The organism is Tardiphaga sp. (genome assembly GCF_044340795.1).
GTDB lineage: Bacteria > Pseudomonadota > Alphaproteobacteria > Rhizobiales > Xanthobacteraceae > Tardiphaga.
Genome location: NZ_JBIISY010000001.1, coordinates 34,962 through 51,479, shown reverse-complemented (window position 1 = coordinate 51,479; position 16,518 = coordinate 34,962). Strand labels below are relative to the sequence as shown.

The 16,518-nt window shown below is 62.3% G+C and carries 14 protein-coding genes; 4 read left to right on the top strand and 10 right to left on the bottom strand.

All coding sequences use genetic code 11. From position 1 onward, the window contains the following. Positions 1–6 precede the first annotated feature (6 nt). The 5 genes from ACIQ17_RS00250 to ACIQ17_RS00230 all read right to left on the bottom strand — a co-directional run bounded on the left by ACIQ17_RS00250 (position 7) and on the right by ACIQ17_RS00230 (position 6,073). Complete coding sequence (locus tag ACIQ17_RS00250) at positions 7–987, bottom strand: Bug family tripartite tricarboxylate transporter substrate binding protein (RefSeq protein WP_398464153.1); 981 nt, start codon at positions 985–987, stop codon at positions 7–9. Positions 988–1,122: 135 nt separating this feature from the next. Next, a complete protein-coding gene (locus ACIQ17_RS00245; protein ID WP_398464151.1) occupies positions 1,123–1,452 on the bottom strand; it encodes a DMT family transporter in 330 nt (109 codons plus the stop codon). Next, the gene (locus ACIQ17_RS00240) at positions 1,449–1,715 is read right to left on the bottom strand and encodes a hypothetical protein (protein ID WP_398464149.1); all 267 of its coding nucleotides are present in this window, start codon (positions 1,713–1,715) and stop codon (positions 1,449–1,451) included. Before ACIQ17_RS00240 ends, ACIQ17_RS00245 begins: the two co-directional genes overlap by 4 nt. A 14-nt stretch (positions 1,716–1,729) precedes the next feature. Further along, entirely contained in the window at positions 1,730–4,882 is a 3,153-nt protein-coding gene (locus ACIQ17_RS00235; protein ID WP_398464147.1) for a multidrug efflux RND transporter permease subunit, read from the bottom strand. A gap of 12 nt (positions 4,883–4,894) precedes the next feature. Beyond that, on the bottom strand, positions 4,895–6,073 hold the full coding sequence (locus ACIQ17_RS00230) for an efflux RND transporter periplasmic adaptor subunit (RefSeq protein WP_398464145.1): 1,179 nt from the start codon (positions 6,071–6,073) through the stop codon (positions 4,895–4,897). Between the two features lie 200 nt (positions 6,074–6,273). On the opposite strand from ACIQ17_RS00230, the gene ACIQ17_RS00225 reads away from it, so the two are divergent. Both ACIQ17_RS00225 and ACIQ17_RS00220 read left to right on the top strand, forming a co-directional pair. Continuing rightward, on the top strand, positions 6,274–6,837 hold the full coding sequence (locus tag ACIQ17_RS00225; RefSeq protein ID WP_398464142.1) for a TetR/AcrR family transcriptional regulator: 564 nt from the start codon (positions 6,274–6,276) through the stop codon (positions 6,835–6,837). Positions 6,838–6,915: 78 nt separating this feature from the next. After that, positions 6,916–7,380 (top strand): MEKHLA domain-containing protein, encoded by a 465-nt coding sequence (locus ACIQ17_RS00220; protein WP_398464140.1) that lies wholly within the window; start codon positions 6,916–6,918, stop codon positions 7,378–7,380. Positions 7,381–7,386: 6 nt separating this feature from the next. Here the strand turns inward: ACIQ17_RS00220 and ACIQ17_RS00215 are convergent, their stop codons facing one another. From ACIQ17_RS00215 to ACIQ17_RS00195, 5 genes are all read right to left on the bottom strand, one after another. Beyond that, complete coding sequence (locus tag ACIQ17_RS00215; protein WP_398464138.1) at positions 7,387–7,665, bottom strand: hypothetical protein; 279 nt, start codon at positions 7,663–7,665, stop codon at positions 7,387–7,389. 79 nt (positions 7,666–7,744) lie between these two features. Then, positions 7,745–8,473, bottom strand: coding sequence for a GrlR family regulatory protein (locus ACIQ17_RS00210; protein WP_398464136.1), 729 nt, complete (start codon positions 8,471–8,473; stop codon positions 7,745–7,747). A gap of 66 nt (positions 8,474–8,539) precedes the next feature. Beyond that, positions 8,540–9,526 (bottom strand): Bug family tripartite tricarboxylate transporter substrate binding protein, encoded by a 987-nt coding sequence (locus ACIQ17_RS00205; RefSeq protein WP_398464134.1) that lies wholly within the window; start codon positions 9,524–9,526, stop codon positions 8,540–8,542. 95 nt (positions 9,527–9,621) lie between these two features. Continuing rightward, positions 9,622–12,858 (bottom strand): efflux RND transporter permease subunit, encoded by a 3,237-nt coding sequence (locus ACIQ17_RS00200; protein ID WP_398464132.1) that lies wholly within the window; start codon positions 12,856–12,858, stop codon positions 9,622–9,624. 136 nt (positions 12,859–12,994) lie between these two features. Further along, a complete protein-coding gene (locus ACIQ17_RS00195; RefSeq protein WP_398464130.1) occupies positions 12,995–14,203 on the bottom strand; it encodes an efflux RND transporter periplasmic adaptor subunit in 1,209 nt (402 codons plus the stop codon). Between the two features lie 206 nt (positions 14,204–14,409). Here ACIQ17_RS00195 and ACIQ17_RS00190 point away from each other — a divergent pair, with 206 nt between their 5' ends. Then, on the top strand, positions 14,410–14,997 hold the full coding sequence (locus tag ACIQ17_RS00190) for a TetR/AcrR family transcriptional regulator (RefSeq protein WP_398464127.1): 588 nt from the start codon (positions 14,410–14,412) through the stop codon (positions 14,995–14,997). Positions 14,998–15,128: 131 nt separating this feature from the next. Then, positions 15,129–16,346: a GGDEF domain-containing protein gene (locus ACIQ17_RS00185; protein ID WP_398464125.1), complete on the top strand. Its 1,218-nt coding sequence runs from the start codon at positions 15,129–15,131 to the stop codon at positions 16,344–16,346. Positions 16,347–16,518 lie beyond the last annotated feature (172 nt).

Genomic DNA, 16,518 nt, shown 5'->3' with positions numbered 1-16,518 from the left:
ACGCGGTCAATCGACCGTGATATTCGCTTCACGAATAAGCTTGCCGAGACGTTCGCTTTCGCTCTTCACATGCGTGTTGAGTTCGGCAGGCGTCATCGGCCAGGGCTGATTGCCCATCGGATCCATCTTCTTGGCGAATTCCGGCGTCTTGATCACCTTGTTGATGGCAGTACTGAGCTTGTCCACCACCGGCTGCGGCGTGCCCGCCGGCGCGAAGACAGCGAACCAGGTGGAGCCGACGATGCTCGGGAATCCAAGCTCCTTGAAGGTCGGGACATCCGGCAGCTGCGGCAGGCGCTCTTCCGACAGAACCGCAATGGCGCGATACAGGCCGGCATTGTGGTTCGGCACCGTATTGGTCAGCGCTTCCACATTGCTGTCGACCACGCCGGCAAGCAGATCGTTCATCGCCGGCGCGGCGCCGCGGTAATGCACATGCTGCAATTTCACGCCGAGCCCGCGGGCGACGATCTCGCCCATCAGATGCACGGTGCTGCCGGGTCCGTTGGTGGCGTTATTAACCTTGCTGGGATTGGCGAGTGCATAGGCCCGGAACGCCGCGACGTCCTTGGCCGGGAAATCCTTCTTCACGTTGAAGGCGAACGGCACCTTCACAACCATCGATACAGGCGCGAAGTCATCGAGCTTGTACTTGATCGAAGCCAACAGATGCGGATTGGTTGTAAACGTCGTCGCCGCGGCAAACAGCAGCGTGTAACCATCCTTGTCGGCGCCCGCGACATATTGCGCCCCGATCGAAGTCGAGGCGCCACCGCGGTTTTCGATGATGACCTGCTTGCCCAGCTCATTGCCGAGCTGCTCGGTGAGCACGCGCGCGACAATGTCCGTCGTTCCGCCCGGCGGAAATGGCACCACCATCGTAATGTTGCGATCAGGATATTGCTGCGCCTGCCCCGGCGCCACGGCAATCAGCGATGCGGCAAGGGCCGCGGCGATGGCAATGCATCGACCAGTCTTGATGCTCACGTTCACTCCCGTTTTGCGCCGTCCCATCGCGTCTTCGACGACGTGGGCCGGCATTATCGGGAGAAGCTAGAGCAACGTTCCGGGCGATGCGAGAACTAAATCAGCCCATCAGCCATCGGAATATGCGGACTGAGATCAGTGCGCAGTGGCCTTTGAAAACACATTGATGACGACCACGCCCGCAACGATCAGGCCGAGACCGCCCAGAGCTGGCGCATCCAGTTTCTGGCCCTGGAACACCCATGCAATCGTCGTGATCAGGACGATGCCGACACCCGACCAGATGGCATAAGCGATGCCACTCGGAATGGTACGAAGTGCCAGCGACAGGAAGTAGAACGAGATCGCATAACCCGCGACCGTGATGGCCGACGGCATTGGTCTGGTGAAACCATCCGATATTTTGAGAAAGCTGGTGGCGATCACCTCCGACAGGATCGCCACCGCAAGATACAGATAGGTCATGATATCCGCCTCGCTCGGCCCTGCTCCGGCTTCGTGTTCGCCACGCGCTCCAGATAGTCGCGATGGATCGCCTGCACCGTAACACGGTCGTCGAACTTCACCCGCATGCTGTTCGGCGAGCCCATGCCGACGATGACGCCCTCACGGGCGCCATAACTCGGATGTCGCTCGAGCCCCAGCGGCGACATCCGCACCCGGTCGCCATAAGTCAGGCGATCCGGATCCAGTTCGCGATCGAATTCATCAATCATGCTTCGCGGCATCGATGTCTTCCCCGTCAACTTGGCCGTGACGCGGCGTCATGGGCAGGCTCGGCGGCCCCGCCGTCGTCGCGATGTTTGCGCTTCTCCGGCATCCGCTTGAGCACGAACACATAGAACACCGGCACGAACAGCACCGCGAGCACCGTGGCCGAGATCATGCCGCCGAGCACACCAGTGCCGATGGCATTCTGGCTGCCCGCACTGGCGCCGGTTGCGATCGCCAGCGGGGTCACACCGAGAATGAAGGCAAGCGACGTCATCAGGATCGGCCGGAAGCGGAGATAGGCCGCTTCGATCGCTGCCTCCCGCAAGGACTTGCCCTCGGCATGCAACTCCTTCGCAAATTCCACGATCAGGATCGCGTTCTTCGCGGACAGGCCGATGATCGCGATCAGGCCGACCTTGAAATAGATGTCGTTCGGCATGCCGCGCATCATCACCGCGAGCAGCGATCCGATGATGCCAAGCGGCACCACCAGCATCACCGACAGCGGGATCGACCAGCTCTCATACAGCGCCGCCAGCAGGAGGAAGACGAACAGCACACTGAGCGCCAGCAGGAACGGCGCCTGGTTGCCGGACTCGATCTCTTGCTGCGATTGACCCGCCCACTGGAAACCGAAACCATCCGGCAACTGGCCGACCAGCCGCTCCATTTCCTTGATGGCGTCACCTGACGAGAAACCCGGCGCCGCATCGCCGGCGATACGGATCGACGGATATCCGTTGAAACCGACCACCTGCACCGGTCCCTTCGCCCACTCCGTGCGCGCGAAAGCCGAGAGCGGGACCATGCCGCCGCTGGCATTGCGCACATTGAGCTTCAGGAGATCATCCGCCTGCATGCGATGATCGTCCGCGGCCTGAATGGTGACACGCTGCATGCGACCGGCATTGGGGAAGTCGTTGACATAGGACGAGCCGAGGCTCGCCGACACTGTGGCATTGATGTCCGCAAAAGACACGCCGAACGTATTCGCCTTCTCGCGGTCAATGACGAGATTGAGCTGTGCTGAATTTGACAGGCCCTCGATCCGCAATCCGACCAGCACCGGGCTCTTGGCGCCTGCGGCCATCAGCTGGCTCGCTGCAGCGGACAGCGCCGCCGATCCGCGGCTGCTGCGATCCTGCAGACGGAAGGTGAACCCGGTGGAATTGCCAAGACCTTCGATCGGCGGAGGAGAGAGCGCGAACGCCTGCGCATCGCCGATCTTGGCGAATTCGGCATTGGCGCGGTTGACGATCTCGGGCGCAGCGTCCTTCGCCTTGCGTTCGCTCCAGTCCTTCAGCGTCGGGAATGCGATGCCGGAGCTTAGGCCATTGCCGGAGAAACTGAAGCCGAGCACGGTGAACATGCTCGCGACGCCCTCCTCCTTCATGAAGACGCTCTCGACCTGCTTCACGGATTCCAGCGTGCGCGACTGGCTTGCTTCCGGCGGTGCCTGAATATCGGTGATCACGTAGCCCTGGTCCTCCGTCGGCAGAAAGCCGGATGGCAACCGCATATAGGCCCAGCCGAGGCCGACCAGCAGAGCGAGATAGACAACCATGATACGGCCGGTGCGATTGGTCACCCAACCGACGCTGGAGCGATAGCTGCCGGCAAGACGATCGAAGCCGCGATTGAACCAGCCGAAGAAGCCGCCCTTCTCGTGATGGCCTTTCGGGATCGGCTTGAGGAACGTCGCGCACAATGCCGGGGTCAGCGTCAGCGCGAGAAAGCCCGAAAACAGGATCGACACCACCATGGTGAGGCTGAACTGCCGATAGATGATGCCGACCGCGCCCGGGAAAAATGCCATCGGCACGAACACGGCCGTCAGCACCAGCGTGATGCCGATGATGGCACCGCTGATCTGCTTCATGGCCTTGATGGTCGCCTCACGCGGCGACAGCCCCTCTTGCGCCATCAGCCGCTCGACGTTCTCGACCACGACGATGGCGTCATCGACGAGAATGCCGATCGCCAGCACCATGGCGAACATGGTCAGCACGTTGATGGAGAATCCGGTGGCGAGCATCACCGCACAGGTGCCGAGCAGCGCGATCGGCACCACGATGGTCGGGATCAGCGTGTAGCGGAAGTTCTGCAGGAACAGGAACATGACGATGAAGACGAGACCGATCGCCTCCGCCAGCGTGTGCAGGACCTTCTCGATCGACGCCTTGACGAATGGCGTCGTGTCATAGGGGATTTCGTAGGTCAGCCCCTTCGGGAAGAACTTTGACAGCTCCTTCATCTTGGCATTAACGGCCTCGGAGGTCGCCAGCGCGTTGCCCGTCGCCGACATCTGCACGCCAATAGCCGCTGCCGGCTTGCCATTCAGGCGGCTGGCGAAGTTGTAGTCCTCGCCGCCGACCTCGACGCGCGCGACATCGCGCAAACGTACCGAGGATCCGTCGCGATTGGCGCGCAACACGATGGCGCCGAACTCGTCGGGTGTACCGAGCTGGCCCTTGACCAGCACGGGCGCGGAGACTTCCTGCGACACCGGATTGGGCGTCGCGCCGATACGGCCGGCCGACACCTGGGCATTCTGTGCCGCGATCGCGGCCGTGATGTCGGTGGATGTCAGACCGAGGCCGAGCATCTTGTCGGGATCGATCCAGACGCGCATCGAGCGCTGGGTGCCGAACAATTGCCCCTTGCCGACTCCCGGCACGCGCCGGATTTCGCTTAGCACGTTGCGCGTGATGTAGTCGCCAAGCGCGATACTATCCATGCTGCCATCGGTGCTCTGCATCGAGATGAATAGCAGGAACGCGATAGAGCCTTCCTCGACGATGATGCCCTGCTGGGTCACTGCGCGCGGCAGCCGCGATTCCACGCGACGGATGCGGTTCTGCACATCCACCGTCGCCTGCGCGATGGTTGTGCCCGGCTGGAACGTGACGTCGATCTGGATCGCGCCGGTCGCATCCGCCGTCGACTCGAAATACATCAGGCCGGGAATGCCGTTGAGCTGATCCTCGATCAGCCGCGTCACGCCCTGATAGATTTCCTCGGCAGACGCACCGGGATAGTTGGTGGTGATGGCAATGCGCGGCGGCGCGATGCTCGGATATTGCGCCACCGGCAAATTCGGTATCGCCAGCGCGCCGGCGATCATGATGAAGATGGCGACCACCCAGGCGAAGATCGGTCGCGCAATGAAGAAATTTGACATGGATGGCCCGCCTTACTTCGATGCCTGCGGGGCGGCATTGGCTGAGCGGCCGATCCACGGTTTCGGATCGACGGCTGCGCCGGGCGCGAGCGTCTGGAAACCTTCGACCACGACGCTGTCGCCGGCGTTCAGACCGTTCTTGATGATCCAGCGTCCATTGACGAGACGCGACGGCGTCACGCTGCGCAGTTCAGCCTTGCGTTCGGCATTGACCACATAGAGCTGTGCCTGCCCGCCGGGATCACGCTGAAGCGCCCGTTCCGGGACCGACAGCGCGTCCTTCTGCTCGCCCTGCACGATCTGCACGCGCACATACATGCCCGGCAACAGATCGCCCTCCGGATTTGGGAATTCGCCGCGTAGCGTGACCTGGCCAGTCGTCGCATCGACGGCCGCTTCCGAGAACAGCAGACGTCCCTGCTGCGCATATTCCGAACCATCATCGAATTTGAGACGGACGTCGGCCGCATCGCCGCCCTGCGCCTTCGCACTCGCCTGCGCAGCGCGCTTGAGCGTCAGCAGCTCGTTCGCCGACTGGGTGAAGTCCGCATAGACAGGCTCGAGCTGCTGAATGGTCGCAAGGCTCTCGCTGCCGCCGACGCTGACCAGCGCGCCTTCGGTGATCAGCGCGCGGCCGATACGACCGGTGATCGGCGCGCGGACTTCGGTGTATTGCAGATCGAGCTGTGCGGACTCCAGACCCGCGCGCGCCGACATTTCGTCGGCTTCGGCCTGCGCGAGTTCAGCCACGGCGCGATCATAGAGCTGGCCCGTGGTGACATCACGCTCCTTCAGCTGCGTTTGACGATCCGCCTGCTGCTTGGCCAGTACCCGGGTCGCTTCCGCGCGTTGCAGCGCCGCCTTGGCGCTGGTGACGCGCACACGGAATGGCGCGGGATCGATGCGATAGAGCACATCTCCTTCACGGACGATGGTGCCCTGCTTGAACACCCGCTCGACCACGATGCCGGCGACCCGCGGCCGCACTTCGGCGATCCGTGTCGGCGCAATGCGCCCTGGCAGGTCGTTGACGATCCGCAGGGTCTCCGGTGTCACCGTGACAACACCGACCGAGGCTGCCGGTGCTGCCTGGTCGGCCCCGGCCTGCTTGCCATCGCCGCAGCCCCCGAGCGCAAAGGCGATTGCCAGCACCCCCGCAATGCGAACAGGAAATGTCGAAATTTCAGCCACTTATATCACCATCAAACAGAACGCCGGAGCTCGCCTGACAAGGCGCTCACGGCGGGAAACCAGATCCGGTCATTGACTCGGGCCAGAAACATACCATCTGGTTGGTTTGCGTTTCAACCCGATTTCCTGCAATGCAGCAAAGCACGATCCCGTGACCGTTATTGCTTGCAACGACCGGCCCTGCCCGGCGAGATGATGCGATGTCCGAAGGCTATGAGCGCAAAAAACAACCCGAACTGGTTCGCCGCACGCTGATCGACTGCGCGGCGCGTCTCGCCACCGAATGCGGCCTGCAGGCCGTCACTGTGCAGGCGGTGGCAGATGCTGCGGGCGTGACCAAAGGCGGCCTGTTCCACCATTTCCCGAACAAGCAGGCGCTCATCGAGGCGGTGTTGAAGGACCAGCTCGACCGGTTCGACGCGGTCATCGAGGCGCAGCTGACGCAGGATGGCGACAGCCATGGGTGCTTTACCCGCGCCTATGTGATCGCCAACCTGTCGATGGCCGAATACGCGCCTGCGCTGGAATCCACCTGCATCGCGCTACTGACCGATCCGGTCGCACGGAACCATTGGTCCGACTGGCTGCGGGCGCGCCTTGCCCGTCACCATGCAACGGATTCAGCCCCCGAGCTCGAACTGGTCCGCTATGCCGCGGACGGGGCCTGGCTCGCCGATCTGCAGCAGGTGCCGGCCGATCTGCGGATGTCGCGCGACCAGCTGCGCGCCAAACTGGTTGCGCTCACGACCATGCGTCCGGGGTAAATCAGCACCGCTTTCCCGGACGGTGTGGCGGCTCGTCACACGGACTATCTCCGCACCACTCAACGACGCGAGATACCCGTGACCGACGTGACACCCCTGCCCGCCGCTGCGCTTGATCCAGCCTTCTTCCAATTGCTCACGACGAGTTTCGCGCGAACCGTCGGCCGGCCACTGGTCGCCTCGAACCAGGACGCGACATGGCTCTATGCCGAGGCGCCATTCGCCGTGCTCGCGCATAGCGCGGCCGCCGATCCGATCTTCGTTTACGCGAACAAGACCGCGCAGCGCTGTTTCGAATACAGCCTGGATGAATTCGTCACGATCCCGTCACGCCTGTCGGCGGAAGCGCCCAACCGCGAGGAGCGGCAGCGCCTGCTCGACGCCGTTGCCCGCGACGGCTTCATCGACAATTATCGCGGATTGCGGATCGCGAAATCCGGCCGCCGCTTCTGGATCGAAGGCGGTATCGTCTGGGAACTGACCGACGACAACGGCCAGCGCCGCGGTCAGGCAGCACTGTTCACGTCATGGACGGATGTCTGACCGCGATCAGCGGTGACCGCCACCAAAACTGCTCTTGATCTGGTGCAGCAGCGTCAGCACCCAGCACAGCGCGAAGGAGCCCGCGAGGCCGTAGCCGGTGCGGCGGTCGATCAGCGACAGGCCGGTCCAGAGATAGACGCGATAGAGCCAGAGCCCGGCCAGACCGACGCCAAGCAGACAGACCAGCAGCTTCACGAAGCGCGCATTGGCGACGCCGACCGCGGCGAACAGAATGGTCAGCGGAACCAGAAACAACTGGCAGACGGCAATCAGGCTCTCGTTCACGGGCAGCTCCAGCAGAATCGCGACGGCGACTCATCTGGCGCACCCTAGTCAGCCAATTTGAAACAAATGGTTGCCCGCCTCAGGCGGTCTCGGCCACCAGCAGCTCCGCCTTGCGGATCAGCTTCAGGCTCGCCTGCAGGCGCAGGCTGCGCTTGCCGGCCAGCGCGGTCGCTTCCAGTTCGGCCCCCTTGGCATCACATGTCCCGGAAAAGCCGATGCCGATTTCATAACCACCGAACACCGGAACCTCTCCAAGCGACGGAGTGTGCTCCTGGTTGAGCATCTCGCCTTTCCAGCGGCCATCGGCCGACGAATAGGAACCGAGATAATAGAAGGACGCATCCCCACCGAGGATCCAGCCGTCCTGAAGCAGCATCACCCCGGTGAGGCCGCCATCGATGCCGTCGAGGGTGCGCAACTGGATCGAATACAGGCCATTGGCGATACCGCCCTCGCCGACCTCGCCCGGCGGTGGCAGCTCGCTATCGTCCAGGCTGGTCATCAGCGACTTGAAGGCCGCCCCCGGCATCTGCGGTGAACCACCATCGAACACGTAGGTGTCACCGGAAGCACGGCCGATGACCTTGATGGTCGAGACATCCTGCCCGAGCAGCGATTCATAGTCCGGGTCAAAGCAGTGACGGCGGCTCTCGATCTCGGCCAGCACCTTGTCGCCTTCGAAGCGATAGGTTCCGATATGCGCAAAGCCGGAATTGCCGCCGAGCATGGTGCCGCCGCGAACATACATCACGCTGCGGCCCACCGCCTCGTCGACGCTATACTCGCACTTGTAAAACCCGGTCCGCACTGACCATTCCCCACTACGCTCTCCGTAATGTAGCCGACATTGCGCAGTGAAGGAAAGCGCACCGTGTCAGCTTGGAACGATTCCGGCGGCCTTGATCACAGGCAACAGCCTGGTTTCTTCCTTGTCGCGGTATGCGGTGATGTCGGTAGTTGTAGTCGGAAATGGCTGCGCGCCGAGCTCGGCATATTTCGCGGCCAGAGTCGGATCCTTCAATGCCTGCACGGATAGCTCATTGATCCGCGCAACGATATCAGGCGGCATCCCTGCCGGGCCACACACGGCCACCCACGATGTCAGCTCATAACCAGGCAGGACTTCAGCCATGGCCGGTACATCGGGAATCGCGGGACTACGATTGGTCGTCGTCACCGCGAGCGCGCGAACCGCACCGTCCTTGATCTGCTGCAGCGAACCCGGAAGATTGTCGAACAGCGTATCCACGCGCCCCGCGAGGAGATCGACCATTGCGGGATTGCCGCCCTTGTAGGTGATGTGCTGCAGGTCGATGCCTGCGGCGCTCTTCATCATCTCGCCCGACAGATGCAGCGTCGTGCCGATGCCCGGCGAGGCATAGCTGTATTTGCCGGGATTGCCCTTGGCGAGCGCGATGAACTCCTTGAGGTCCTTCACCGGCAGGTCCTTTTTCACCACCAGGACATTCGGCAACTTCCAAAGGCCGCTGATGAAGGTGAAATCCTTGCCTGCGTGAAATGGCAGCTTGGCGTAGGTGCCGACGGCGATCGCATTGGTGGCGATCGAACCCATGCCGATGCCATAGCCATCCGGCTGTGACTTTGCGACCGCGTCGGCACCAAGCACGCCGCCTGCCCCGCCACGGTTCTCGACGACGAATTGCTGGCCGGTCAGCTCGGACATCTTCTGGCAGTAGATGCGTGACAGCGTGTCAGTGGCACCACCGGCGGCGAAGCCGACATAATAGCGAACGCTGCGGCTCGGCCATGCGCCTTGCGCTCTGGCGACATGCGGCGAGGCAATCGACGCGCCGAGCAAAGCAAGCGCGTGGCGACGAGACATGGAAATGCTGGTCGTCATGTTTCTCTCCCGTGATCTCCGCGCGCCGTGATGCCGCAGAAATTGCGGCATCCGGAATTTTTGTGCGCGTGTTAACGTGAGAGACAGTCTGGGGCTCAGGTGTGCGTTGTCAACGTGGCGTGCGGGCGCGGCTCGCTCTCGTGCGATCCCGGTGCCAACGGCGCAGTCTGATCCACCGTCGCTTCGCCATGCTGGGTCAGCGGGCGGTTACCCGCCATGGCGCGGAGCAGCACATAGAACATCGGCGTGAAGAAGATGCCGAAGGCTGTAACGCCGATCATGCCTGCGAAGACCGCAACGCCCATCGCCTGCCGCATCTCGGAGCCAGCGCCGGTGGATGTCACCAGCGGCACCACGCCCATCACAAAGGCCATCGACGTCATCAAGATCGGACGCAGACGCAGCCGGCTGGCCTCGATCGCCGCCTCGATCGGCTTGCGGCCGGCGAATTCCAGCTCGCGGGCAAATTCCACGATCAGGATCGCGTTCTTCGCCGACAAGCCCACAAGGACAATCAAACCAATCTGGGTGAAGACGTTATTGTCACCCTTGGTGATCCAGACGCCGAACATCGCCGCGAGCAGGCCCATCGGCACGATCATGATGATCGAGAGAGGCAGTGTGAGGCTTTCATACTGGGCCGCCAGCACCAGGAACACCAGCAGCAGCGCCACCGGGAACACGATCAGCGATGAATTGCCGGCGATGATTTCCTGATAGGTCAGCTCCGTCCATTCGAAGTCGATGCCCTTGGGCAGCGTCTCCTTGGCAACACGCGCCACCGCATCCTGCGCCTGCCCGGTGGAATAGCCCGGCGCAGCGCCACCATTGATATCGGCGGACAGGAAGCCGTTGTAGCGCATGGCGCGTTCCGGACCCGCACTCTCCTTCACGCGCAGCAGCGTCGACAGCGGGATCATCTCATTGCTGTCCGAGCGCACCTTCAACTGGCCGATATCGTCAGCCCGCGCGCGATATTTTGCGTCGGCCTGGACACGCACCGAATAGGTGCGGCCAAACTTGTTGAAGTCATTCACATAGAGCGAGCCGAGATAGATCTGCATCGTGTCGAAGATCGACGTCACCGGCACATTGAGCTGGCGGGCCTTGGTGCGATCCACATCCGCATAGAGCTGCGGCACATTGATCTGATAGCTCGAGAAAAGGCCGACGAGCTCCTTCTGCTGCATCGCCTTGGCGACAAAGGCCTTGGTGGCGTCGTTCAGCGCCTCATAACCGAGACCGGCGCGATCCTCGATCTGCAGCTTGAAGCCGCCGATCGTGCCGAGGCCGGCGACCGGCGGCGGCGGGAACATGGCGATGAAGGCATCCTGCAAGCCGGCATATTTCTTGTTCAGCGACAGCGCGATCGCATTGCCGGACAGCGACTTGTCCTTGCGGTCCTTGAAATCCTTCAGGCCGATGAAGACGATGCCGGAATTCGACGAGTTGGTGAAACCGTTGATCGACAGGCCCGGGAACTGGATGGCGTTCTCGACACCCGGCTCCTTCAGCGCGATCTCGCCCATCTTGCGGATCACCTCTTCGGTACGATCCAGCGTGGCACCGTCCGGCAACTGCGCGAAGCCGACCAGATACTGCTTGTCCTGGCCGGGCACGAAGCCGCCGGGCACCGCATGGAACAGATAGCCGGTGACACCGACAAGCCCGAGATAGAGCCCCATCACGATGGCACGGCGCGAGATCACCCGCTTGACGCCACCGCCATAGGCTTCCGACGAGCGCGTAAAGAAGCGATTGAAGCGCACGAAGAACCAGCCCAGCGTCTTGTCCATGAAGCGCGTCAGTACATCCTTCGGTGCATCATGTCCCTTCAGCAGCAGCGCCGCGAGCGCCGGCGACAGCGTCAGCGAGTTGAAGGCCGAGATGACTGTCGAGATCGCCACCGTCAATGCGAACTGCTTGTAGAACTGCCCGGTCAGGCCGGTGATGAAGGCCAGCGGCACGAAAACCGCGACCAGCACCAGCGCGATGGCGATGATCGGCCCGGTCACTTCGCGCATGGCCTGATAGGCCGCATCCTTCGGGCTCAGCCCCCGCTCGATATTGCGCTCGACGTTCTCGACCACGACGATGGCGTCGTCCACCACGATGCCGATGGCCAACACGAGACCGAACAGCGTCAGCGCGTTCACCGAGAAGCCGAACACATGCATGACCGCGAAGGTGCCGACCACAGACACCGGCACCGCGATCAGCGGAATGATCGACGCCCGCCATGTCTGCAGGAACAGGATGACCACCAGCACGACCAGCGCAATGGCTTCCAGCAGCGTGTGGATGACCGCCTCGATGGACGCGCGCACAAACTGCGTGGGGTCATAGACGATGTCGTAGGCGACACCGTCCGGCATGTTCTCCTTCAGCTCCTTCATCGTCTTGCGGACATTGTCGGAGATCTGGATCGCATTGGAGCCTGGCGACTGGAAGATCGGGATCGCCACTGCGGACTTGTTGTTCAGCAGCGAGCGCAGCGCGTAGTCAGCTGCACCGAGTTCGATGCGCGCGATGTCGCGCAGCCGCACGACTTCGCCATTGTCGCCGTTCTTTACAATGATCTCGCCGAATTCCTCTTCGCTCTGCAGGCGACCTTGCGCATTGATGGAGAGCTGCAGATCGAGGCCGGGCTCGTTGGGCGAACCGCCCACCTGCCCCGCTGCCGCCTGCACGTTCTGCGCACGGATCTCGCGCACCACGTCGCCCGGCGACAGGCCGCGCTCGGCGACCTTCTGCGGGTCGAGCCAGACGCGCATGGAGTAATCGCCCGAACCGAACAGCTGCACCTGGCCGACGCCCTCGATGCGCGCGAGGCGATCCTTAACGTTGAGCACGGCGTAATTGCGCAGATAGGTCATGTCATAGCGGTCGTTCGGCGACAGCAAGTGAACGACCATGGTGAGGTCAGGCGCGCTCTTGATCGTGGTGACCCCGAGCGCCCGCACTTCCGCCGGCAGCCGCGGCTCGGCCTGCGAGACCCGGTTCTGTACCAGCTGCTGCGCCTTGTCGGGGTCGGTGCCGAGACGGAACGTGACATTGAGCGTCATGCGGCCATCGGTGGTCGCCTGGCTGCTCATATAGAGCATGTTCTCGACGCCGTTGATCTGTTCCTCGATCGGCGTCGAGACGGTTTCCGCAATCACCTTCGGATTGGCGCCGGGGTAGTTGGCCGTCACCACCACGGTCGGCGGCGCAACTTCCGGATATTCAGAGATCGGCAGAGCCGGCATCGCCAGCAGACCCGCCAGGAAAATCACCGCGGAAAGCACGCCGGCGAAAATCGGGCGGTCGATGAAAAACTTTGAGAAGTTCATGACGATGATCCGTAAAACCTGCCCCGTCCGGGCGCAGTGATCTCATGCGGTCCCGAAAGGCGGCCGCGGTGACGACAAAATTGAGAGGAAAATTCCCCGCCGCGAACGGGCGGAGAAACAGGCGCAGAAACAGAAATCAGTTGGCAGATGCGGTCTTGGTCTGCGGCAGCGAGGCCGATGTCATCGCCACCATTTCGGGCTTGATGGTCACACCGGGCCGGACGCGCTGGAGGCCGTTGACGACGATGCGCTCTCCGGCCTTGAGACCGCTGAGGATGATGCGCATGCCGTCCACGGACGCGCCGAGCTGGACTTCGCGATACTCGGCCTTGTCCTTGCCATCGACCACCATCACGAACTTCTTGTTCTGATCGGTACCGACGGCGCGCTCCGAGATCAGCAACGTCTGCTCCGGCTTCGGCTGCCCCATCGAGAGGCGTGCGAACTGACCCGGCATCAGACGGCCCTCGTGATTATCGAACACCGCACGCACGCGCACGGTGCCCGAGCGCGGATCGACCTGGTTGTCGATGAACTGCATCTTGCCCTTAACCGGTGACGCGTCGGAAATCGTGGTCATCTGCACGGGAACACGCTCGATCTCGTTCGGCGTCTTCTCGTCGGCGAGCGTCTTGAGCGCGCGCGACACCACCAGTTCATCCGCATTGAAGCTGGCATAGATCGGATTGACCGACACGAGTGTGGTCAGCAACGGCGAAGATGGACCGGCGGCAATCAGATTGCCGACAGTGATCTCGACCTTGCCGACGCGGCCGGACACGGGCGCACGAACTTCGGTGTAGCTGAGATTGAGCTGAGCGGTCTTCAGAGCCGCCTGGGTGGCGGCGAGATTGGCTTCAGCTTCATGGAAAGCGTTGGAGCGATTGTCGAGATCGCGCTGCGTGATGCTGGATGTCGTGAGCTGCTGGCCGCGATCGTAATCCGCCTTGGTGAAGATCAGGCGCGCCCGCGCGGCAGACACCTGCCCCTGGGCACGATCGACTTCGGCCGCATAGAGCGCGGGATCGATCTGCACCAGCAGATCATCCTTCTTCACCAGCGCGCCTTCACGAAAATGGATCTCCTGAACGGCACCGGCGACGCGGGAACGAATTTCCACCCGTTCGATCGCCTCGAGCCGGCCGGAGAACTCGTCGGACGGCGTCGTGGCCTTGGCCTCCACCGTCGCCACCGAAGCCGGAACCGCCGGCGGAGCGGCAGGAGCCTGTTCTGCCTGAGCGGCGAATCCGGCAAGATCCCAAAGGGCGGCGCCGCCGCCCACAGTCACCGAGACGAGGAAAATACCGGCGCCAAGTGCGAATTTCCGGGCAAGAGAATTGGCCATCATGGACTCCATTTAATCTTGGACAGGACTTGAGAAAGCCCTGTCATTCCAATAGCTAAGGAAAGTACCGCCGCGCTGGCGACCCGATTTCCGGGGAATCTTGCTGCGACGCACATATCCGTAACGCCCGGTATAGATGGTCTATCGACATCCAGTGTCAAGGGACTTATCTACTGAGCGGTAGAAATCTTTTGGAGGACCCGGCAATGGCCATGGGACGTCCGCGTGAATTCGATGTCGATGCCGCACTCGACCTCGCGCTGCATGTATTCTGGCGCAAGGGTTACGAGGGCGCGTCGATGGCCGACCTCACCGATGCCATGGGCATCACCAAGCCGAGCCTCTACGCCGCTTTCGGCAACAAGGAAGAACTGTTTCGCAAAGCGCTCGATCGCTATGTGGATGGGCCCGGCGGATACTTCCGCACCGGCCTGGAAATGCCGACCGCGCGCGAGGTCGTTCAACACATCCTCTATGAGTCCGTCGAGGCCGTGACCGATCCGAAGAACCCCGGCTGTCTCGCTGTCCAGGGTGCGTTGTGCTGTGGCGATGCGGCCGAGACCATCAAGCAGGAACTGATGGCACGTCGCTCCAAGGGCGAGCAGGATCTGCACATCCGTTTCACGCGCGCGATCGCCGAAGGTGATCTGCCGACTGATGCCGATGCCGGCGACCTCGCACGCTATGTGTCAGCCATCCTTCAAGGTATGGCTGTGCAGGCTGCCGGCGGCGCGCCGCGCGAGCAATTGCGCAAGCTGGCCGACATGGCGATGCGTAGCTGGCCACCTGTGTAGGTGCTATCGTCCGCTGCGACGATCAAGCTGATGCAAAATCGGCTTCATGCGTTGGCGCGAGCGTGCGGTTCATGACATGATGCCCGTGGGAACGGGATGATGGGATGAGACTTCGCACGACGGACTGAGCAATGCAGGCAAGTAATACCCGGGAGAGCGACCGTCTGAGTGCGCTTGACCGTTACGACATTCTCGACACCCCGCCCGAAGAAGCTTTTGATCGCATCACACGGTTGACGCGGAATGTCTTCGACATGCCGATGTCGGTGATCAGCCTGATCGATGGCCATCGCCAGTGGTTCAAATCCCGACAGGGGTTTGAAGCTTGCGAGACCGGTCGCGACACCGCGTTGTGCAACTACACCATTCGCGAGACGCGCCCCCTCGTCATCCCCGACACGCTTGCCGATCCGCTCTATCGCGAGCATCCGGCCGTGATTGGCGAGCCGCATGTTCGCTTCTATGCGGGCGTCCCGCTGCGGGTTGCCGGCGGCTATGCCATCGGCACGCTCTGCACGTTTGATTCCGTGCCGCGCGCGTTCAGCGCAGAACAGTCGGCCATGCTGCAGGACTTTGCCAGCATCGTGCTCAGCGAACTCGAATTGCGCACGCTGCTGATGGAGGACAGCCTCACCGGCGCGCTATCCCGTCGCGCGTTTCGCGACGAAGCCACCCGCGCCAGCACCCTCGCCGTCCGTCACGGGCACAATCTCAGCCTGATCATGTTCGACCTCGATCATTTCAAGGCGATCAACGACAACAACGGCCACCATGTCGGCGACCGTGTTCTCAAAGCCTGCGTGCAGGCCGTTCAAAGCTTGCTGCGCAAAGCCGACTCCATCGGACGCGTCGGCGGCGAGGAATTTGCGATACTGCTGCCGCATACCAATCGCGACGATGCGATGCTGGTGGCCGAAAAAGTGCGCGAGGCCATCGCCAATGTCGTCGTAAACGGGGCGAATGGGCCACTTCCGATTACAGCGAGCTTTGGCATCGCCACGCTCGAGCGCAATGCCTGCGACATCGACGAGTTGCTCCGCCGGGCGGACACGGCGATGTATGAGGCCAAGCAAAGCGGCCGTAACCGCTGCGTCGAATGGCAAGTTCGCGAAGTGGCGCCGAGCAATCTTCGCCGCGTGTTCAAGGCAGGCCATATCTCGTTCAATGGCGGGCATTCCACCATTGACTGCACCGTGCGCGGCCTGTCCGACAAGGGCGCCAGTCTCGACGTGTTGAGCACGAAGGACATCCCCGAGCACTTCAAGCTCAGTATCCCGGTCGATCACCTCTCACGCGCCTGTCACATTCTCAGCAAACGTGAGCGCCACATCGAGATCGCCTTCGGCTAGAACGCCGTCATTGCGAGGAGCCGAAGGCGACGAAGCAATCGAACGGGTCAAAGCAAGAAACAACTGGATTGCTTCGCCGCGCTCTCTAGGACGACAGAGCGGTATTCCGCCCTCTTCACGACAACGAGATCACCGCTGCGCGCAATGCTGCGTCCTGCACGCAGCCTTTGTG